The 20,843-nt window shown below is 72.0% G+C and carries 18 protein-coding genes; all 18 read left to right on the top strand.

Annotation, left to right across the window (positions count from 1 at the left end; translation table 11 throughout):
• Positions 1-2: 2 nt before the first annotated feature.
• Positions 3-3,614 (top strand): amino acid adenylation domain-containing protein, encoded by a 3,612-nt coding sequence (locus tag H297_RS35130; RefSeq protein WP_078513811.1) that lies wholly within the window; start codon positions 3-5, stop codon positions 3,612-3,614.
• The gene (locus H297_RS0107380) at positions 3,611-3,829 is read left to right on the top strand and encodes an MbtH family protein (RefSeq protein WP_027736502.1); all 219 of its coding nucleotides are present in this window, start codon (positions 3,611-3,613) and stop codon (positions 3,827-3,829) included. The genes H297_RS35130 and H297_RS0107380 overlap by 4 nt, the downstream gene beginning before the upstream one ends.
• Positions 3,830-3,950: 121 nt before the next feature.
• Positions 3,951-4,226, top strand: a complete 276-nt coding sequence (locus H297_RS35125) for an acyl carrier protein (RefSeq protein WP_051351614.1) — start codon at positions 3,951-3,953, stop codon at positions 4,224-4,226.
• Between the two features lie 5 nt (positions 4,227-4,231).
• Positions 4,232-5,359 (top strand): acyl-CoA dehydrogenase family protein, encoded by a 1,128-nt coding sequence (locus H297_RS0107370; RefSeq protein WP_027736501.1) that lies wholly within the window; start codon positions 4,232-4,234, stop codon positions 5,357-5,359.
• A complete protein-coding gene (locus H297_RS0107365; RefSeq protein WP_027736500.1) occupies positions 5,356-6,909 on the top strand; it encodes an amino acid adenylation domain-containing protein in 1,554 nt (517 codons plus the stop codon). Before H297_RS0107370 ends, H297_RS0107365 begins: the two co-directional genes overlap by 4 nt.
• Complete coding sequence (locus H297_RS0107360) at positions 6,906-8,051, top strand: zinc-binding dehydrogenase (protein WP_027736499.1); 1,146 nt, start codon at positions 6,906-6,908, stop codon at positions 8,049-8,051. The genes H297_RS0107365 and H297_RS0107360 overlap by 4 nt, the downstream gene beginning before the upstream one ends.
• Positions 8,048-8,401, top strand: a complete 354-nt coding sequence (locus H297_RS35120) for a Dabb family protein (protein WP_051351613.1) — start codon at positions 8,048-8,050, stop codon at positions 8,399-8,401. Before H297_RS0107360 ends, H297_RS35120 begins: the two co-directional genes overlap by 4 nt.
• Before the next feature lie 35 nt (positions 8,402-8,436).
• A complete protein-coding gene (locus tag H297_RS0107350) occupies positions 8,437-9,852 on the top strand; it encodes a phenylacetate--CoA ligase family protein (RefSeq protein WP_027736498.1) in 1,416 nt (471 codons plus the stop codon).
• On the top strand, positions 9,852-10,853 hold the full coding sequence (locus H297_RS35115) for a branched-chain amino acid transaminase (protein ID WP_064744787.1): 1,002 nt from the start codon (positions 9,852-9,854) through the stop codon (positions 10,851-10,853). Before H297_RS0107350 ends, H297_RS35115 begins: the two co-directional genes overlap by 1 nt.
• Positions 10,843-11,442, top strand: coding sequence for a hypothetical protein (locus H297_RS35110; RefSeq protein WP_064744786.1), 600 nt, complete (start codon positions 10,843-10,845; stop codon positions 11,440-11,442). Before H297_RS35115 ends, H297_RS35110 begins: the two co-directional genes overlap by 11 nt.
• Before the next feature lie 66 nt (positions 11,443-11,508).
• Positions 11,509-12,495, top strand: coding sequence for an ornithine cyclodeaminase family protein (locus tag H297_RS0107335; protein ID WP_027736497.1), 987 nt, complete (start codon positions 11,509-11,511; stop codon positions 12,493-12,495).
• On the top strand, positions 12,482-15,694 hold the full coding sequence (locus tag H297_RS35105) for a non-ribosomal peptide synthetase (RefSeq protein ID WP_051351612.1): 3,213 nt from the start codon (positions 12,482-12,484) through the stop codon (positions 15,692-15,694). Before H297_RS0107335 ends, H297_RS35105 begins: the two co-directional genes overlap by 14 nt.
• Positions 15,691-16,932, top strand: coding sequence for a cytochrome P450 (locus tag H297_RS0107325; RefSeq protein WP_027736496.1), 1,242 nt, complete (start codon positions 15,691-15,693; stop codon positions 16,930-16,932). The genes H297_RS35105 and H297_RS0107325 overlap by 4 nt, the downstream gene beginning before the upstream one ends.
• On the top strand, positions 16,922-17,227 hold the full coding sequence (locus H297_RS0107320; RefSeq protein ID WP_027736495.1) for an acyl carrier protein: 306 nt from the start codon (positions 16,922-16,924) through the stop codon (positions 17,225-17,227). Before H297_RS0107325 ends, H297_RS0107320 begins: the two co-directional genes overlap by 11 nt.
• Positions 17,224-18,726, top strand: a complete 1,503-nt coding sequence (locus H297_RS0107315) for an amino acid adenylation domain-containing protein (RefSeq protein WP_027736494.1) — start codon at positions 17,224-17,226, stop codon at positions 18,724-18,726. Before H297_RS0107320 ends, H297_RS0107315 begins: the two co-directional genes overlap by 4 nt.
• A 162-nt stretch (positions 18,727-18,888) precedes the next feature.
• Positions 18,889-19,626: a phytanoyl-CoA dioxygenase family protein gene (locus tag H297_RS0107310; protein WP_037793055.1), complete on the top strand. Its 738-nt coding sequence runs from the start codon at positions 18,889-18,891 to the stop codon at positions 19,624-19,626.
• Positions 19,627-19,692: 66 nt separating this feature from the next.
• The gene (locus tag H297_RS0107305; protein ID WP_027736492.1) at positions 19,693-20,484 is read left to right on the top strand and encodes a PhzF family phenazine biosynthesis protein; all 792 of its coding nucleotides are present in this window, start codon (positions 19,693-19,695) and stop codon (positions 20,482-20,484) included.
• A 40-nt stretch (positions 20,485-20,524) separates the two neighbouring features.
• Positions 20,525-20,812, top strand: coding sequence for a DUF1330 domain-containing protein (locus tag H297_RS0107300; RefSeq protein ID WP_027736491.1), 288 nt, complete (start codon positions 20,525-20,527; stop codon positions 20,810-20,812).
• Positions 20,813-20,843 lie beyond the last annotated feature (31 nt).

Here is a 20,843-nt window from a genome sequence, read left to right as displayed (position 1 = left end):
TGGTGGCGGGTGGTGTGTTTATGCCGGTGGATCCGGAGTTTCCGGTTTCTCGGGTGGGGTTCATGGTGGGGGATGCGGAGCCGGTGGTGGTGGTGTCGGTGTCGGGGGTGGCGGAGCGGTTGGGTGAGGCGTGGGCGGGTGTGGAGACGGTGTTGTTGGATGATCCGGGGGTGGTGGAGGAGTGTGCGGGGTTTGGTGGTGGGCGGTTGGGTGAGGGGGAGCGGTTGGGTCGGGTGGGTGCTGATTCGGGTGCGTATGTGATTTATACGTCGGGGTCGACGGGTGTGCCCAAGGGGGTGTTGGTCACGCATGCGGGTCTGGCGAGTCTGGCGGCTGCGCAGGTGGAGCGTTTCGGGGTGCGGGCGGACAGTCGGGTGTTGCAGTTTGCGTCGCCGAGTTTTGATGCGTCGGTGATGGAGTTGTTGATGGCGGCTGGGGCTGGTGCGGCGTTGGTGGTGCCGGATGAGGGTCCGTTGGTGGGTGAGGTGTTGGGTGGTGTGTTGGAGCGTGAGGGTATTACGCATACGTTGATTCCGCCGACGGTGTTGGGGACGGTGCCGGTGGAGTGTGGTGGTGGGTTGGTGTCGTTGGTGGTGGGTGGTGAGGCGGCTTCGGGTGAGTTGGTGGGTCGGTGGGTGGGTGCGGGGTGTCGGGTGGTGAATGCGTATGGGCCGACGGAGGTGTCGGTGTTGTGTACGTTGAGTGAGGTGTTGGAGGGGGGTCGGGTGCCTCCGGTGGGGCGTCCGATTGTGAATGCGCGGGTGTATGTGCTGGATGGTGCGTTGCGGTTGGTGGGGCCTGGTGTGGTGGGTGAGGTGTATGTGGCGGGTCCTGGGGTGGCGCGGGGGTATGTGGGGCGTGCGGGGTTGACGGCGTCGCGGTTTGTGGCGGATCCGTTCGGTGGTGGTGGGGGTCGGATGTATCGGACGGGGGATCGGGGTCGGTGGGGTGTGGATGGGCAGTTGGAGTTCGTGGGGCGGGTGGATGAGCAGGTGAAGGTGCGTGGTCATCGGGTGGAGCCGGGTGAGGTGGAGGCGGTGCTGGCCGGGCATCCGCTGGTGGCGCAGGCGGTGGTGGTGCCGCAGGAGATACAGCCGGGAGACCTCCAGCTCACCGCCTACGTCGTACCGGCAGACCCCGCCACCGACGCGCATCCGGACGAGAAGAAGCGCGCCGAACAGGTCGGCGAATGGCTTGACATCTACGACGAGCTGTACGCCCAGGCGCGGCCGGTACCACTCGGTACCGGGTTCGAAGGGTGGAACAGCAGCTACGACGGGCAGCCGATCCCGCTCGACCAGATGCGGGAGTGGCGTGACGAGACCGTGGCCCGCATCCTCGACCTGGCACCGGAGAACGTGCTGGAGATCGGAGCGGGAAGCGGCCTCGTACTCGCCGAGGTGGCCCGGCACACCCGAAGTTACTGGGCGACCGACTTCTCGCCCTCCGCCATCGAGACGCTGCGTTCCCAGGTGGCGGACGACGCGGAGCTGAAGGACCGCGTGACACTGCGGTGCGCCCCGGCCGACGAGGTCGACGGGCTGCCCGCCGGATTCTTCGACACCATCGTGATCAACTCCGTGGTGCAGTACTTCCCCAACTCCACCTATCTCGCCGACGTCCTGACCCGCGCGGTCGGATTGCTGGCGCCGGGGGGCCGGATCTTCGTCGGGGACGTACGCAACCAGCGGCTGCTGCGCACTCTGCACGCCGCGGTGCACCTGGCCGGCGACGGCGGCCCCGCGGCGGATGCCGCGGCCGAAGACGCGGTGGAGGCCGCGCGGCGTGCCGTCGACCGCGGTGTGCTCACCGAGAAGGAGCTCCTGCTGGACCCGGAGTTCTTCGCGAAACTGCCCGCACTCGTGGACGGCATCGATGCAGTCGACATCCGCGTCAAGCGCGCCCGCGCCCACAACGAGCTGAGCAGGTACCGCTACGACATCGTCCTGCACCATCAGCCGTCCGGGCTGCTGCCGCTCGCCGACCTGCCGGCCGTGCGCTGGGACAAAGAGGTCGGTCACACGGACGCGCTGCCCGGTCTGCTGGCCGCCCGTACACCAGGGGCGTTCCGGTTGACGGGCGTCCCCAACGCGCGACTCGCCCCCGACCTGGCTGCCCTGCACGCGTTGGAGGGCGAGGACCCGACCACCGTCGCGCAGCCCGCTCCCGACCCGGAAGAGATCCACGAGCTGGCCCGGCGGCACGGCTACCGGGCGGTCCTGACCTGGTCCTCCGCGGCCTCGGACGGCAGCCTGGACGCGGTCTTCCTCGACGAGGCGTCCGGCCCCGACGAGGCCACCGCACCGCCCACCGCGATGAGCGGTGTGTACCGGTCCACCGGAGTGCTCCACGATCCGCACGCCTACGCCAACGATCCGGCGAGGTCGGACAGCTTCGGAGAGCTGCCCGGCACACTCCGGGCCTACCTGCGCGAACGCGTGCTGCCGGCCATGGTGCCCGCCGCGTTCGTGGTGCTGGACGCCCTGCCGCGGACGTCGCAGGGCAAGCTCGACCGTCGCGCCCTGCCCCTGCCCGACACCGCCTCTTCGGCAGGCGGCGACGGCCCCCGTACCCCGCGCGAGGAACTGGTGTGCGGTGTCTTCGCGGAGGTGCTGGGGCTCCCCTCGATCGGTGTCGACCAGGACTTCTTCGCACTGGGCGGGCACTCACTGCTGGCGACCCGGCTCGTCGGCCGCCTGCGGGAGACACTGGGGGTCGACCTGGCGGTGCAGACCCTGTTCGCGGCCCCCACCGTCTCCCGGCTCGTCGCGGAGATGGACGGTGCGAGCGGCGGTTCCGCGTTGGAGGTCCTGCTGCCGCTGCGGCCGGACGGCAGCGGCCCGGGCCTCTTCTGCGTCCACCCCGCAGGCGGGCTCGGCTGGGTCTACTCGGCGCTCCTGCGCCACGTGCGCACCGAGGGACCGGTGCACGCGCTGCAGGCCCGCGGGCTCACGGGTCCCGGAGTCCTGCCCGCCTCGGTCGAGGACATGGCTCGGGACTACGCCGACCAGATCGTGGCGGCCCAGCCGGAAGGCCCCTACCACCTGGCGGGCTGGTCCTTCGGCGGATTCATCGCCCAGGCCATCGCGACCGAACTCCAGGGCCGCGGAGCGCAGGTGGGGGTCCTCGCGCTGCTGGACGCGGTCCCGTTCGGCGCCGAGGGTCCGGCCGAGGTCGAAGAGCTGGAGGACGAGGAAGTCATCCTGTCCGTCCTGCTGGACATCGTGGACATCGACCCCGAACGCGTCCGCGGCCGCGACCTGGACCGGGGGCAGATCATGGCGCTGCTCCGTGAGGAAGGTTCGGCGCTGGCCAACCTCACCGACGAGACGCTGTCCGCCTTCATCGAGATCTTCGTCAACAACAGCCGCATCATCCGCGATTTCCGCCCCGAGTGCTTCCGCGGTGACGTGCTCTATTTCTCCGCCGCGGGAGACATCCCGGCGAAGGAGAAGGTGGCCCGCTGGCGGCCCTTCGTGACGGGCCCCATCGAGTCCGTACCCGTCGACTGCGCGCACGAGCACATGATGCGGCCGGAGCCGATCGCACACATCGGCCGGGTGCTGACCGAGCGTATCTGCTCATTCGAGGCAGATGAGAAAGGAAACCGATGACCAACCCGTTCGACGACAACGAGGCAACCTTCCACGTCCTGGTGAACGACGAGGGCCAGCACTCCCTCTGGCCGGTTTTCGCGGAGGTGCCGGCCGGCTGGACGGTGGCGCTCTCCGAGGAGAGCCGTGAGACGTGCCTGAACTACATCGAGGAGAACTGGGTGGACATGCGGCCCAAGAGCCTGGCCGAGGCCATGGACGGGCGTCCGGACTGACCGTGCCCGGGCCGGCCACCTGACGGCGTCCGGCCCTCCGCATTTCCTACGGACGCGCTGCTTTCCGTCTTCTCGCGGCGCCGCCCGTCGCTGTTCTCGTATTCCGTCCCTGGAGACACCTGTGCCAACGACGACCGTCATACAGGAACTCACCGCCTACATCGAAAAGGAGATCCTGAAGGAGGAGGACGCCGGGATCGAGCCGGACACACCGCTGCTGGAATACGGAATTCTCGACTCGATCAGCACCGCCAGGCTGGTGGCCTTCGCTGAAAGCCACTTCGGTATCACGATCGCCGCGGACAAGGTTCTCGGGCGCAACTTCCGCGACCTGCGCAGCATTGCCGCCCTGGTGACCGGAATCATCGAGGCCGACCAGTTGGCAGAGCGCGGGTAACCGCCGTGGACTTCGCCTGGACGGCCGCACAACGTGCCTCCTACGACCGGATTCTCGACCTCACCGGCTGCTGGCCCGCGCACGAGGGCGGCCACTTCACCCGTGAGCAGTGGCGGCGCTGCGGTGCTGCCGGTCTGCTCGGGCTGCCGCTCCCGCGGGAGTACGGCGGAAGCGGCCTCGGCTTCCTGGAGACCGCCCACGCCATGGAGGCCTTCGGCCGCGGCTACGCGGACACCGGGCTGGCCTTCGCCGCCGGGGCCCACACCTTCGCCTGCGCCGTACCCGTGTGGGAACACGGCGACGACCAGCTGCGGTCCCGCCTGTTGCCGCCGCTGTGCTCGGGGGAACGGGTGGGCGCCAACGCCATCACGGAGGAGGACGCGGGCTCCGACGTCTACGCCCTGCGGACCCGTGCCGTGCGCGACGGCGACGGCTACCGGATCACCGGCACGAAATCGTTCGTGGGCAACGGCCCTGCGGCCGACGTGTTCGTGGTGTACGCCGTGACGGACCCCTCCTTCGGGCACCTGGGCATCAGCGCCTTCGCCGTGGAGCGTGACACGCCAGGACTGCGCACCGGTCCGGCCGTCGACAAGACCGCGCTGGCGAGCTGCCCGGCCGGCCCGCTCGTCCTGGAGGACTGCTACGTCCCGGCCGGGCAGCTCCTGGGGGCCGAGGGACAAGGAGCCGCCGTCTTTCAGAACTCCATGCGCTGGGAGCGCACCTGCCTCTTCGGCGCCTACCTCGGAGTGATGGAGCGGCTGCTGGAGCACTGTGTCGCGCACGCCGGCCGGCGGCGCCAGTTCGGTGCGCCGATCGGCGACAACCAGGCCGTCTCGCACCGGCTGGCCGATGCCAAGCAGCGGTTGGAGGCCGCACGGCTGCTGCTGTGGAAGGCCTGCTGGAAACTCGACGAGGGCCTTCCCGCGGCGGGCGACATCGCCCTGGCAAAGCTCATGGTCAGCGAGTCCGTGGTGCGCAACGCCCTCGATGCCGTCCAGCAGTTCGGGGCGGCCGGTGTGCCCTCCGACGCCGTGGCCCAGGCCGTGCTGCGCGACGCCTTGCCCAGCACCGTCTTCTCCGGCACCTCCGAGATCCAGCGGGAGACCGTCGCGAGGGAGATCGGACTATGACACCGGCGGACACGCGACTCCAGGACCTGGTGCGGACCGCCGCGCGGACCACCCCGCACGCTCCCGCGGTCATCGACGACGGCCGCACGGTCAGCTACGCCGAACTGGACGCCGAAGCCGACGCCGTGGCCCGGACGCTGCTCGCACAGGGGGTCGCCCCCGGAGACCGGGTCGGGCTGTGGCTGGAGAAGTCCGCCACCGCCGTGGCCGTCATGCAGGCCGCCCTGCGGGTCGGTGCGGCCTACGTCCCGGTGGACCCCGGAGCGCCGCCCGCACGGGCCCGTGCGCTGCTGGCCGACTGCGCGGCGGCGCTCGTCGTCACCACCGCACAAGGCGCCACCGTGCTGGCCGATGCCGGATCGACCGCCCGCGTACTGTGCACCGACGGGGCAACCGCGGGCACCGGCCGGGAGGCGCTCCTGCCCCACCGTGACGGCACCGCCGTCCCGCAAGCGCCCGGCACGGCCGACGACATGGCGTACATGCTGTACACCTCGGGTTCGACGGGCGCACCCAAGGGCGTGTGCATCAGCCACCGTGCTGCTCTGGCGTTCGTGGACTGGGCGGTGGAGGAGCTCGCCGTGACCGCGGCGGACCGCTTCGCCAACCACGCTCCCTTCCACTTCGACCTGTCCGTGCTCGACCTGTACGGCGCCTTCCGTGCGGGAGCGAGCGTGCACCTGGTCGGGCGGGAGCTGTCGTACGCGCCGAGGTTGCTGGTCGACCTGCTGACCACCACACCCGTCACGCTGTGGTACTCCGTGCCCTCAGCCCTGTTGCTGATGATGCGGCACGGCGGTCTGCTGAGGTCCCGGCCGCAGGCGCTGCGGGCGGTGCTGTTCGCCGGTGAGCCCTTCCCCGTGGCGCAGCTACGGGCGCTCCGTGCCCACCTGCCCGACGTACGCCTGCTGAACCTGTACGGGCCGACGGAGACCAACGTCTGCACCTTCCACGAGGTGACCGACATCGAGCCCGACCGGACCGCGCCGGTGCCCATCGGCCGCGCCTGCTCCTCGGACACCGTCTACGCCGTCGACGACAGCGGGGTTCCGGTGGCGCCCGGCGGGGAGGGCGAGCTTCTCGTGACGGGGCCCTCGGTGATGCTCGGCTACTGGGGCGACGCACCGCAGGGGGACCGGCCCTACCGCACCGGCGACCGGGTCAGGCTGCTGGCCGACGGCTCCTACACGTACCTCGGCAGGCGTGACACCCAGGTCAAGGTGCGCGGGATCCGTGTCGACACCGGCGAGATCGAAGCGGTACTGGAGGAGCACCCGGCCGTCGCACAGGCAGCCGTCGTCGTGGCCGGTCAGGACGTCGACGCCCGGCTCGTCGCCTGTGTGGTGCCCGAAGGCGCCGCCGGGCCGTCCCTGTTGGAGGCGAAGCGGCACTGCGCCCAGCGCCTGCCGCGCCAGTTGATCGTCGACTCGGTGCACACGCTCCCCGAGCTGCCCCGTACCGGGAACGGCAAGGTCGACCGCCGGTGCCTGCTGCAACTCGCCAGGTCCGGCCCCACCCCATCCCCTCGCCAGGAAGAGGCGCAGACATGAGTGAGCGCACCGAGCCCACGACGCACACGCCGACGCACACGCCGACGCGGAGCCGCTGCGTGGTGCTGGAGGAGTTCGAGCGGCCACTCACCGTGCGGGACGTCGTTGTCGACGCACCCCCGCCCGGCGGGCTCCTCGTGGAGGTACGCCTCGGTGGGGTGTGCGGCACCGACGCCCATCTGCAACAGGGCAAACTGCCCATCCCCACCCCGGTGGTGCTCGGCCACGAAGGCCTGGGCGTCGTACGGGAGCTGGGCGAGGCGCCACCGCTGGACGCCACCGGTGCGGCCCTCCGCCCGGGCGACCTCGTCATGTGGGCGTCGTCGATCTCGTGCGGCCGGTGCCGGCCGTGCCGCCTGACGGGTGAACCGACACTGTGCGAGAACCGCAGCACGTACGGGGTCAACACCCCGCTGGGTGACGGTCCGGCGCCCGCCGGCTCCTGGTCGCAGTACATGTGCCTGCGCCCCGGCACGACCGTGGTGAGACTCCCCGCGGGTACGGCACCGTCCGCTGCCATGTCCCTGGCCTGCGCCGGGCCGACGATGGTGCACGCGCTGGAGCGGCGCCCCGTCCGGCTGGGCGAGACGGTGCTCGTGCAGGGCAGCGGGCCGGTCGGCCTGGCCGCCGCCGCCTTCGCCCACCTGGCGGGCGCGGCCGAGGTGATCGTGGTGGGCGGCCCGCGGCGCCGCCTGGACCAGGCCGCCGAGGCGGGCATCGGCGACCACCACCTCGACGTCGTCGGCCCGGACGGGCCCGAACCGGCGCTGGCGCAGGCGCTGGAGCTCACCGAAGGGCGCGGCGCCGACCTCGTCGTCGAGTGCTCAGGCGCCCCCGAGGCGGTGGCTCAGGGCATCCGGCTGACCCGGCGGGGAGGCTCCTACCTCGTCGTCGGGCAGTACACCGACCGCGGCGACACAGCGCTCAACCCGCACCAGATCGTCCACCGACAGCTGACCGTGACGGGCTCCTGGGGCTTCACCGGTGCCCATCTGGCGCAGTACGTGGGACACCTGCCCGACCTGGTCCGCCGGTTCGACCTGGCGGGCCTGGTCACCCAGCTGCCGCTGGAGGAGGCCGGACAGGCGGTCGCCCACGTCACCGCGGGCTCGGTCATGAAGGCGGTGCTGCGAACCTCATGATCCGTCACATCGTGCTCTTCAAGCTGAAGCCCGGCTTCTCCTTCCGGGACAGCTCCGTGCTGGCGGCGGAGGAACTCGCCCGGCAGGTGGGGGAGCAGGTGCCCGACCTGCTCCAGTGGCAGACCGGGCGGAATGTGACCGACCGCGCCATCGCCTACGACTTCGCGGTCGTCGGTCTCCTGACCGACGAGGAGGCACTCGACCGCTACCTGCGCCATCCCTTCCACCAGAAGGCCATCGAGCAGTGGCGCGAGATCAGCGACTGGGTCATGGCCGACCTGCACGAGGACGGGCCCGCCGATGGCCGGTCCGCGACCGCGGAGCCGCCGGCTGCCGACCCGCAGAGCTGAAGCAGGCAACACACCAACGGGAGGACACGCGAACCATGTTCACCATCCACCGTCCGGAACTGGCGCCCGCCGCCGCGGCGCTGCGCGACCAGCACGCCGAGCTGCTGGCCGGCCGCTGGTCGGCGACCCGGCTTGCCGAACACCAGACCGCGCTGTTCCGCGACACCCTGCGGTACGTCCAGGAGAAGTCCCCCTACTACCGGAAGCACCTGGGCGGGCTGGACCCCGACAACATCGACCCGCACCGGCCCGAGAGCCTCGCCGTCGTCCCGTTCACCACCAAGGAGGACCTGCGGGCGGCCCAGCGCGACATCCTCGCCAAGCCGCTGTCCGAGGCGTGGATCTTCTACGAGACCACCGGCACCACCGGGGCCTCCACGCCCTGTCCGCGTGACAACGTCGACTCGCTGAGCAACAACTCGGTGCTCACGGCGTACTACTCCACGATCTTCGCCGCGCACGGGGACGACCAGATCATCGGCGTGTCCGGCCCCACCGAGCTGCACGCCTTCGGGGACACCTTCGGCGAGGTGTGCCGCAACCTGGGGCTCGCAGTCGCCAAGATGTGGCCGCACTCCCCGATGGTCGGCTTCGACCGCGCGCTGGAAGTCATGCGGTCCTTCCCGCTGACCGGGCTGTTCTGCACCCCCGGCATGGCGTTGTCGCTCGCCAAGAAGGCCGAGGCCGCGGGCCTCGACCCGCGCCGCGACTTCGCACTCGACGTCCTGATGCTGACGGGGGAGCTCGCTTCGCCGAACCTGCTCGCCAACATCGGACAGCGGTGGGACGCACGCGCCTACAACGCGCTCTACGCCTCCCAGGAAGCGTCCGTCCTCGGCGCCGCGGGGCGGGACGGCAGGCTCTACACCGCGCCCCTCATCAACTTCTACGAGGTCGTCGACCCGGCGACCGGCGACCCCGCCCCCGCGCGAGCGGACGGGGTGCGCTGCGGCGAACTGGTGGTCACGCACCTCTACCAGGGCTCCAAGCCGCTGGTCCGGTACCGCACCGGCGACCTCGTCCGGTGGGCCCCCGGCGACCCCGCCGCCACCCTTGCCGTTCCCGCACTGGAAGTGCTGGGCAGGTCCCGCGACGAGATCACACTCAACGGGCACTCGCTGAGCGGCTACGACTTGGAGAACCTGCTCCTGGCGCACATCCGCGGCTACCAGGACTACCAGATCGCCATCGACCGCCAGGACGGCGCCGACACTCTCACCCTCTGTCTGCAAGGCGACGTCGACCGCGGCGACCCTGCGGTGGCCCGCACGGTCGAGGAGTGCCGGGCGCAGCTGGACACCGTACTGACGGTGACGAGTGCGACGCTGGGCAGCGTCACCGGGACCGGCGCGATGGTCAGTTGGAAGGCCGCACGCGTCGTCGACCGGCGCCCGGACGGCACGGACGCCGAGGCGCAGGCGGCCGCCGCGCTCGGCCGCCGGAGGTCCTGATGAGCGACGGACCACGGGCGACCGCCTCGATCGCTCCCCTCGCCTTCCACCAGGGGGAGTACGTGCCGCTCGCCGAAGCAGCCCTCCCGCTCACCGTGCAGGGACTGCACTACGGCACCGGGGTCTTCGAGGGCATCCGCGCACACGCCGTCGCCGGGCACCGGGAGGTGGTGCTCTTCCGGGCGGTCGACCACTACCGGCGCTTCCTGGACTCCTGCCGGCTGCTGCGGATCGAGTTGCCCTACAGCGCCGAGGACCTGACCGACCTGACCGCCGAACTGCTGCGCCGCAACGACGAGCACCGGGACCTGTACCTGAGACCTTTGGCCTACAAACTGGGGCTGCGCCCCGGGGCCCGGCCGGGGGTCGGGCTGGCCTCCGCGTCCGACGCCTTCTCCCTCGTCGCCTACGCCATGGGCTCCTACCTGCCCGGCGAGGGAGTGCGCTGCCAGATCAGCTCGTGGACCCGGCCCGACCTCGGGGCCGTGCCCGTCCAGGCCAAGCTCACCGGCGGCTACGTCAACAACGCGCTGGCCGCCGACGAGGCGAGAGCGGCCGGGTACGACGACGCCCTGCTGGTCAATGCCCGCGGACAGCTGACGGAGGCCAGCACGGCCAACGTCTTCGTGGTCCGTGACGGGACCGTCGTCACACCGCCACCCGACGCCGGCCTGCTGCCCGGCATCACCCGCGACACGGTGCTGACGCTGTGCGCCTCCCTGGGCATCCCGGCGGCACAGCAGCACCTCCACCAGACCGAAGTCCTCACAGCGGACGAGGTGTTCCTCACCGGCACCGGCGTGGGCGTGGTGCCCGTGGTGGAGGTCTCGGGCCGCAAGGTCGGTGACGGCGCGGCCGGCACCGTGACGGTGCGTCTGGCCCACGCCTACCGGCAGGCGATCGAGAAGGGCCGTCCCGGCCACGAGCACTGGCACCGGCGTGTGCCGCTCGGCGGAGAGGAGGAACTCTTCCGTGCAGACGGGTCACGACATGGAGCTTGACACCGGTGACGGCCGCCGGCTCACCGGGATCGGAACCCTCGGCCCGGCCGGGACCAGCAGTGAGGGAGCGGGCCTGCACCTGTGGCGGCGGCTGTCGACCGGGCCGGAGCAGGATCCGCGGGTGCTGCTGTACGACACCTTCGAAGCCGCCTGCGACGGGCTGCTGGAGGGGGCCGTCAGCCACCTGCTGGTCGCCAACGCCTACCGGAACATCAACCACTTCTACATGGACACCAGACTCACCCTCGCCCACGCCTTCGTCTGGGACACCCCCTTCTACGGAGTCGCCAAACCCCGCGGCGGCACGGTACCGCCACGCCCGACCGTCGCCAGCCACCCCGCACCGATACCGCTGCTCCAGCAGCTCATGCCGCAGCCCTACACGGTCGGTGACGTCACCGAGGCGACCTCGACCAGCACAGCGGCGCGGGCCGCCCGCGAGCGAAAGGTGGACCTGGCGCTGACCACCGCCCCCGCCGCCGCCGTGCACGACCTGGAGTTCATCTCCGGCACACGCCGCATCCGGATGCTCTGGTCCGCTTTCGTCCGCTCCCGAACCGAGGCGCACACCGACGCGGACACCCACTGAAACGGCCGCTGCACCTGCCCCAGCCCGCCCGGTCAGCCGGACCGCCCACCACATTACGGAGAGATCATGCTCGTCCTGGGTCACACGGATGTGTCGGCCGCCTTCCCCATGAAGCGGGCCATCCCGCTGATGGCCGAGTCGATGCGGTTGTACAGCGCGGGACAGGTCACGCAGCCGCTGCGCACGGTACTGGCACCGCCGTCGACCAACAGCCTGTTCGCGGCGATGCCCTGTCACATCGCCGACGGGGACCACACCGGGTACGGCCTCAAGGCCATCCTGCTGGAACCCGACAACGCCCGGCGGGGGCTGGACACCCACGTCGGCATGGTCATGGTCTTCGACCCGGCGACGGGCCGCCCCGCCGCGCTGCTGGAGGGCGGCGCGCTGACGGCCGTACGGACCGCGGCGGCCTCGGCCGCCGCCACCGACGCCCTCGCCCGGCCGGACGCCGGCGACCTGGCGCTCCTCGGCTCCGGCGTCCAGGCGCGCAGCCACCTGGAAGCCATGGCGGAGGTGCGCGACCTGCGCCGGGTACGGGTGTGGAGCCGGACACCCGCCCACGCCGAGCGGTTCCGTGCCTGGGCCGCCGACCGCTTCCCGGTACCCGTGGAGACGGTGAGCGGCGTCGGAGCGGCCCTCGACGGCGCAGACCTCGTCTGCACGACCCTCGCCTGCGACGAACCCGTCGTGGAGGCGGGCATGCTGGCGCCCGGCGCGCACGTGAACGCGGTCGGGGCGGTCACCAGGAAGGCACGCGAGTTCCATGCCGCCGCCGTGGCCGCGTGCGCGGTCTTCGTGGACAGCCGGGAGTCCGCCGCCGCCGAGGCCGCCGATGTGACCGCCCCCGTCACCGAGGGCCTGGCGGGTGAGGACCTGATCCGCGCCGAGCTCGGCGAGGTGCTGCTCGGCTCCCGGCCCGGCCGCGAAGGCCCGGAGGAGATCACCTTCTACAAGTCCCTCGGACTGGCCGTCCAGGACATCCTGGCCGGCTTCGACGTGCTCGGCGTGGCAGCCGAACAGGGGCTGGGGGTGGACGTTGCGTTCGGCTGACCCCGCCGTACTTGCGCCGCACCGCACCGGTATCCCACCGGATGCCACGATCCCCTCGCTGTTCCGGGCCCAGGCCCGTCGGCACCCGCACGCCACCGCCCTCGCGCACGGCGCCGGCACGGACACCGGCGCCACTGCGGCCTCGGGTTCTGCTGCGGTCCCGGCCTCGGGCAGCGGCGGCTCGCTGACCTACGCCGAGCTCGACCGGGAGTCGGACGCTCTGGCACACCGGCTGCGGCAGACCGGCACCGGACCCGGTGACGTGGTGGCCGTCCTGGCACCCCGGTCCACGAAGCTGGTCGTCGCGGTGCTTGCGGTGGTCAAGTGCGGTGCGGCCTACGCCGCGCTCGACCTCGCGTGGCCGCAGGAGCACCTGCGCCGGGTGATGGCGCTCGCCGGTGTCGGCGTCGTGGTGACGGACGACCCGCGCGACTGGCCGGCGACCGTGGTGGGGCACGGCGTACCGGCCGGGGAAGCCCGTGGCCCGCTGCCCGACGTGGCCGCCGATGAACCCGCCATGGTCTTCTTCACCTCGGGCACCACAGGCACGCCCAAGGCCGTGGTCTGTCCGCACCGGGCCGTCGTCCGGCTGCTGCGCGACGAGCTCTTCGCCGGTTTCGGGCCGGGCAGTGCGATGCCGTCGGCCGCTGCGATCCCCTGGGACGCCTTCGCCTTCGAGCTGTGGGGCATGCTGCTGACCGGCGGCACCACGGTGCTCACCGAAGGCCCGTACCTGATGCCCGAGACGCTGCGCTCGGCGGCGGCACGGCACGGGGTGGACACAGTCTGGCTGACCGCCTCGCTCTTCAACCTGTTCGTGGAGGAGGACCTGGCCGCGTTCACAGGGCTGCGTCAGGTGATCACCGGAGGGGAACGACTCTCCCCAGGCCACGTGCGCTCCTTCCTGACGGCCCATCCGGACGTCGAACTGGTCAACGGCTACGGCCCGGTGGAGAACACCGTCTTCTCCACCGTGCACCGGATCGGCACACCGGACACCGCCGCGCCCGACGGCATCCCGTTGGGCAGGCCCGTCGCCGGGACCGACGTGTACGTGCTCGACGGGGACGAGGCCTGCGAACCCGGGCAGGCCGGGGAGATCTGTGTCGGCGGCGACGGTCTTGCTCTGGAGTATCTGGGCCGGCCGCACGCCGGAGAGCCGACGCGAGCTTTCACCACCGTCCGCCTCGACGGGCAGGAGCGCCGGCTCTACCGCACCGGTGACCGGGGGTACCGCTCGGCCGACGGTCTGCTGCGTTTCCACGGCCGTATGGACCGTCAGGTCAAGCTGCGTGGCCGCCGGGTGGAGCCGGCCGAGGTGGAGGCGTCGGCCGCCCGGCTGCCCGGTGTCGCCTCGGCCGCTGTCGTGCCAGTCGAGGAGCAGGACGGCACCTGCCGGGCCCTCGCCCTGTTCTACACCCCGGCAGCCGGCACGGACACGGCCCCCGACGAGGTGCGCTCCGGACTCGCCGCGAGGTGCCCGGCGCACCTGGTTCCCGACCACATCGAAGGGGTGGGACGGCTGCCGGTCACCGCGCACGGCAAGACGGACCGCGCCGCGCTGGCCGGGCGCGTCTCCGGTGCGGCGCGCCAGGACGGCACCCCGCAGGCGGCTGCTGAGCCGGCAGCGCTCGGGGCAGCTTCCGCCGCGGGAGAGGTGACCGCGCTCGTCGCCGCCGCGTTCGCCGACACCCTCGGCCTGAGGCGGGTCGACCCCGACGCCTCGTTCTTCCGGCTCGGCGGTACGTCCCTGGACGCCGGACGCATCAGCGTCCGCCTCAGCCGCAGGCTCGGCATGCCGGTGCCGGTCTCCCGGGTGGTGGCTCATCCGACGCCCCGGGAACTCGCCGTCTGGCTGCACGGGACCGAAGCCCGCGCGGAACCGGCCGCGCCCGCGTACGGGCCGGCGGACGGGCCGGCGGACGGGGTACGGCTGAGCCACTTGCAGGCCGCGTTCTGCGTGATGCACCGGTTCGCGCCCGACGACCTCGCACCGCTGTGCCCGCTGGTCTGGGAATGCGACGGCCCCGTGGACCTCGACGCCCTGGGACAGGCACTGGCCGATGTCGAACGCCGCCACGAGGCGCTGCGGTCCACCTACGTCGTGCGCAACGGCGTCCCCCTCGCGGTCGTGGCCGACGCCCCCGCACCGGCGGCACCGCACCGCCTCGAAGCATGCGAGGGGGAGCCCACTGCATCGGCCCGCGACCGACTGCTGAGCCACCTCACGCGGCCCCTGGCCGTCGACCGAGGGCAGGTGTGGCGGCAGGCCGTCGTGCCGGTGGCGGACCGGACGCTGCTGGGGATCGCTGTGCACCACGTGGCCTTCGACGGCCGGTCACAAGGCGTCCTCAGCCGGGACCTGTCCACCGCCTATCGCGCCCGCGTCCGGGGAACCGCCCCCCGCTTCGAGGCACCCGCCCCGTCGTTGCGGCAGATCGCGGCGGAGCTGGAGCGCCAGCACGGACGCCTTCCGGCGGAGGAACAGCGCGCCTACTGGGCAACGGAGTTGACGGACCTGCCCGACCTGGCCCCACCGGAACCCGCACCGGCCCGGGCCCGCCCCATGCGGCCGCTCTCGTTCTCCGTCCCGGCCGACTCCCTCACCGCCTGTGACGCCGTGGCCCGGCGCACGGGCAGCACCCGCTTCACCGTGCTGCTCGCCGCCTTCGCGCAGGCCCTCCACCGGGTCACCGGTCAGGTGTCGCTCGGCGTCGGTGTGCCCGTCGCCAAGCGGGGGAGCGAGGCACTGGACCGCGCGGTGGGCTGCCTGCTGGACACCGTCTGCCTGCCGCTGCGTGAGTTGAGTGACGACCCGGCCGCGGTGCTCGGCACGGTCCGCGCCACCGTACGGCGGGCCTTCGCCGCGCAGGACGTGCCCTTCGCCGAGGTCGTACGGCTGGCCAACCCGCCACGCACCGGCCGCAACCCCCTGTATCAGGTGATGTTCGCCCTCCAGGAGGCGGCCGACGAGGCGGAACTGTTCTTCTCGGACATCTCCGGCAGGCCGCTGCCGGCACCTGGACCCCGCGCGGTGGCGGAACTGACCGTCGAGGTCCGGCCGTCGGCGGCAGGCGGCGCCGTGGTGGACGTGGGCCACCGGCCCGAAAGGATCGGCGCCGACTTCGCCGACCGGGTCGGTGCCGCCTTCGGCAGCGCCCTGGAACGGCTTCCGGACATCGAGGAGGTGCCCGAGTGACCTTCTGGTCGGATCCCTACCCGCACTACAGGGCGCTGCACGAGCAGTCGCCGGTGCTGTGGGCCGACGCCCTGGACGCCTGGGTCGTCACGGGCCGCGGGGCGGTCGACACCGTTCTGCGGTCGGGTGCGGTCTCCTCCGCGTGGGAGGCGCAGCGACCGGACACCGCCTGCCCTTCGGCACACCCGCGACTGCACGCGATGCTGGAGGACTGGTTCATGCTGATGGACCCGCCCGCACATCAGCGGCTGCGTCGCGCGGTCCGGTCCCGTTTCACCCGCCGCGCCGTAGCGGCGGACGAGGCGGCGATACGGGCCGCCGTGCGCGAGTGGTTCGACGGCTTCCCTGCGGGTCTGCCCACCGACCTCGTCGACGACTTCGCGCGGCCCCTCTCGCATCTGATCGTGGCACGCGTCCTGGGCCTGCCCACCGCGGTCGCCGCCCGGGCGGCGGACATGGTGTCCGCCGTGGCGAGCTATCTGGCGCAGCCGCACAAGGAAGCCTTCGCCGCGACCGCCGACGAGGCGGCCGGGCGGCTCGTCGCCCTCTACCGGGACGCGGCCGCCGACCCGGCACCCGACGGCGTGCCCGCCCTGATGGCGCGCGACGACAGCGGCCTTGCGGAGACACCCGGTCGGGACGCGCTCGGTCCGCACACCGCCGCACTGCTCACCTTCGCAGGACAGGAGACCACTTCCGGTCTGGTGAGCGCGGGCCTCGTCCATCTGCTGCTGGCCGACGGGCTGTATGCGGCACTGGCGGCGGGCCGTGCGGACTCCGCGGCAGTGGTGGAGGAACTGCTGCGTTACGACACCCCGGTGCCCCAGGTGCCGCGAGTGGCGGTGAGCGACTTCGAGCTGGAGGGCTGCCGGATCGGCGCCGGCGACCGGCTGGTGCTCTTCCTGGGCGCCGCCAACCGCGACTGGGGCGGCGACCCCCGGGCGGACGAACTGGATACGGCACCGCCCAGGGGCCACCTGGCCTTCGGCGCGGGTGCCCACTACTGCCTGGGCGCTCCCCTCGCCCGTACGGCGGCCAGGGTCGCCTTCGAGGAGTGGGCGGCACGCTTTCCCTGCGCCGCGCTCCTCGAAGGCGAGGTGCGTTGGGCCACCGGACGTGGCTACCGGGGCCTGGAGCGCGCACTGGTGGTGCCGGCGCCGGCCGGCAGCTCCTCCGGGGACCGCACGCCGGCGCCCCGGAACAACACCGCGACGGAAGGACTGATCGATGCAGGGTGAGCGGACACCGACTGCGACCTCTCCTCTCGACGACCGGGTGCACCTGGTCAAGGAGGTGTTCTGCGAGGTGACCGGCGCGGTGCAGGCCGATGACGACGCCGACTTCTTCGCCATGGGCGGACACTCGCTGCTGGTCATCGAGGCCATCGGCGTGCTGCGCGAGCGCCACGGACTGCACGTTCCGGCGCGGCAGTTCTTCCGTGACGCCGGGGCACGCGCCGTGGCCGCGGCGTGCGTGCCGCTCGAAGAGGCGGACGACGGCGCCCCGGGGGCCGGTCCGGCGGCAGAGCGATGAGCGGGACGGCTGCCGCCCAGGGCTCGGTCCCTGCCCTCGTCGGACGCTGGGCGGCACACCTGCCGCAGGAGGCCGCCGCCGACCACGAAGGGCAGCGGCTCACCTACCGGCAACTGGCGCTGCGCGCGGGCGGTGTCGCGGCCCGGCTGCACGGTCAGGGCGTCCGCCAGGGCGAGGTGGTGGCCGTCTGGGCGGGACGGGGTGGCCCGGCGCTGGCGGCCCAACTCGGCATCTGGCTCGCCGGTGGTGTCTCGCTGCTGCTCGACCCCGCCCAGGGGGCCGGGCGGCTCGCCGCCGTGCTGGAGGACGCGGGGCCCACGGCACTCCTGGCAGCGGAGGACGCGCCGTTGCCCGAGCAGGCCGCCGGACCGGCATGCGTCATCCCGCTGGCGGAAGTCTCCGACGCACCACCGCATTTCGACCGCCCCGGGGTCGGGAGCGGGCCGGCCTACCTCGTCTACACCTCCGGCTCCTCCGGGACACCCAAGGGCGTACTCGTCGGCCACGAGTCGTTCGCCGCCCTGTGCCGCTGGCACCGGGACACCTACGACGTCCGTCCCGGTGTGCGGGCCTCCTCGGTGGCCGCCATGTCGTTCGACGCCTACCAATGGGAGGTGTGGCCCTATCTCTCCGGCGGCGCCGCTGTGTCCTTCGCACCGCCGGAGGTCCGCTTCTCGCCCTGGGAGCTCGACGCGTGGTTCCGCGCGGAACGTGTCGACCTGGCCTTCCTGCCGACGCCGCTGGCCGAGGCGTACGTCCGGCACGGCACCCGTTTCGAACAACTCCGCGCTCTGCTCACCGGCGGCGATCTGCTGCGGCTGGCCGACGGGCACCCGCTGCGCCGGTTCGTGAACCACTACGGGCCGACGGAGGCGACGGTGGTGACCACCGCGGGCCCGGTCGCCCCCGGTCTGGCCGGGGCCGCGTCCATCGGCCGGGCCATCGCTCCGGCCCGCACCCTGGTGGCCGACGGCGAGCGCGAGGTGGCGCCGGGAGAGGCGGGCGAACTCCTCATCTCAGGGCGGTGTCTGGCGCTCGGCTACTGGCGCGACCCGGCGGCGACCCGCGCCGCCTTCGTCACCCTTCCCGGCCGCCCCGGCCGCTGGTACCGCTCGGGGGACCTGGTGCGCCAGGAAGCGGACGGCGCATTCCGCTTCCTGGGCCGTACGGACCGGCAACTGAAGGTGCGCGGGGTCCGGGTGGAGCCCGGCGAGGTCGAGGGGGTCCTCGGCGCGCACCCGGCCCTGGAGGACGTCGTCATCGACCTCGACGCGAGTGGGGGAGGACTCACCGCCTTCGTCGTACGCACCGACCGTCCCGGTCCCGCGCCGACCACCGCGGATCTCCAACGCTTCGCGGCCGACAGGCTGCCACCGGAGATGCGGCCCCGCACCTTTCATTTCGTGGCAGGAATACCTGTCACAGAGCACGGAAAAGTGGATCGTGGTGAGCTGAACAGGCGCGCTTTTCGAGAGCGCTCCGACAGTGCCCTGAAATAGTTCCCAGAGACGGAACAGGTGCCGTACAGACCTCCTCCGCCAGGTCCGTGAAAAGGGCCTGGAGGCGATCCAGTATGCCCGGAAAAGCGCAGGTGAACGCCGTCTTCTGTGGTCAGCCGAAGCCTTGACACTAATTTCTGCGCATCGCTAGTGTCCCCGTTCATGGAACTGACGGAAGAGCAGGTGCGAGAATTCGCTGAACGCGGGTACGTCGTCGTCCCGGACGTGGTGCCGCAGAATTTGGTCGACGAGGCGTCGCGCACCATCGACAAACTGACGGAGAACGATCCTCCGGACGCGGACCACACGGGGTACCACTTCTATTTCCCCACCTCGGAGGAGGAGCCCTCCCTCCTGCATCTGCTGACCAGGTCGCCGGCTTTCGCGATGGCCGAAACGCTGATCGGCCCCGGGGCCATGGAGGTGCCGCTCCAGATACAGGTCGCGCTCAACATCCCGCCGTGGGAGGGCCTGGAGGGCCACCACATCGACGGGCGGCCTCCGGAGGTCGCCGGCGAGTGGCCCGGGACCTTCACGATGCTCGGATGTGTGCTGCTCTCCGACGAGTCCGCAGGGGACAGGGGCAATCTCAACGTGTGGCCCGGCACCCACCTCAAGCACGCGGAGTACTTCCGCGAGCACGGCCCCGACGCCCTCCTGGGGACGAACGCCTCGCCCCCCATCGAGCTGCCCGAACCGGTCGCGATCACCGGTAAGCCGGGAGACCTGCTGCTGGCCCACTACATGCTCGGCCACAACGTGGGCGGCAACAAGTCCTCCCTCACACGCCGCGCGGTCTACTACCGGCTGGCCAGGGAGGGCCACAAGGAACAGTGGCGCGACGCGCTCCGGGACGCGTGGCTCGAATACGACGGGGTGCGGCCCTTCGTCCAGCACTGACCGGATCCCCGCGCACCGGGACCCGCACGAGCGCGGAGCCCGGTGCGCCCACGCGAAAGAGAGCTCATGCGGATATTCCAGGTGGACGCGTTCACCGGGGTGCCCTACGGCGGCAATCCGGCGGCCGTCTGTCTCCTCCCCGCAACCGGTGCGCCGCGGGACGGGCACTGGATGCAACAGGTCGCCGCGGAGATGAACGTCTCGGAGACGGCCTTCGTCGAGCCCCGCTCCGGGACGGAGTACGGACTGCGCTGGTTCACCCCGACCACCGAGGTCGACCTGTGCGGGCACGCCACCCTGGCCGCGGCCCACGTGCTGGGGGAGACGGGCCTGCAGCCCGCCCCGCGGCTGTCCTTCCACACCCGCAGCGGCGTCCTGACGACCGAGCGCGACGGCGAGGGCATCCGCATGGACTTTCCTGCCGAGCCCCCCGAACCGGCCGAGCCGCCGGCCCCGTTGGCGGCGGCACTGGGCTGCACGCCGCTGTGGAGCGGCCGCAACCGCTTCGACCATCTCGTGCGCGTCGCCGACGCCGCGACGGTCCGGGAGCTGCGGCCCGACTTCGCCGTCCTGCGGACCGTCCCGGCCCGGGGCGTGATCGTCACCGCCCCCGGGGACGGCGGCGGGGTCGACTTCGTGTCGCGCTTCTTCGCCCCGGCCTCCGGCGTCGACGAGGACCCGGTGACCGGTTCGGCGCACTGCTGTCTGGCGCCGTACTGGAGCGCCGAGACCGGCCGGCACACGTTCACGGCCCAGCAGGTGTCCGCTCGCGGCGGCCGTCTCGGGGTGCGCGTCGAGGGCGACCGTGTCCTGCTCACCGGCCAGGCCGTCACCGTGCTGCGCGGCGAACTGCTCTGAGCACCGATCCAGCCATCACCACGACGTCCAGGAGGACCACGTGCCCGCCTACCTCATCGCCAATGTCATCTCCGCCCCGGACGGCAACGAGGGCATGGAGGAGTACCGCCGGCGCGTCGGCGCCACGCTGGAGCCCTTCGACGCCCGCTTCGTGGTCCGCGGCGGCACCAGTGAGGCCGTGGAGGGCGGCTGGCAGCCGGGACACCTGTCGATCATCGAGTTCCCCTCGAAGGACCACTTCCACCGGTGGTACGACTCGGACGCCTACCAGGAGATCCTGCCGCTGCGTACCGACAACGTGCGCTCCGAACTCGTGATCGTCGAATAGCGCCCACGGCGGAAGCAGAACGAGGGGAACC

The organism is Streptomyces sp. CNT360, from assembly GCF_000424785.1.
Note: the sequence above shows the minus strand (reverse complement) of the source record. Positions and strands in the feature narration are given on the sequence as shown.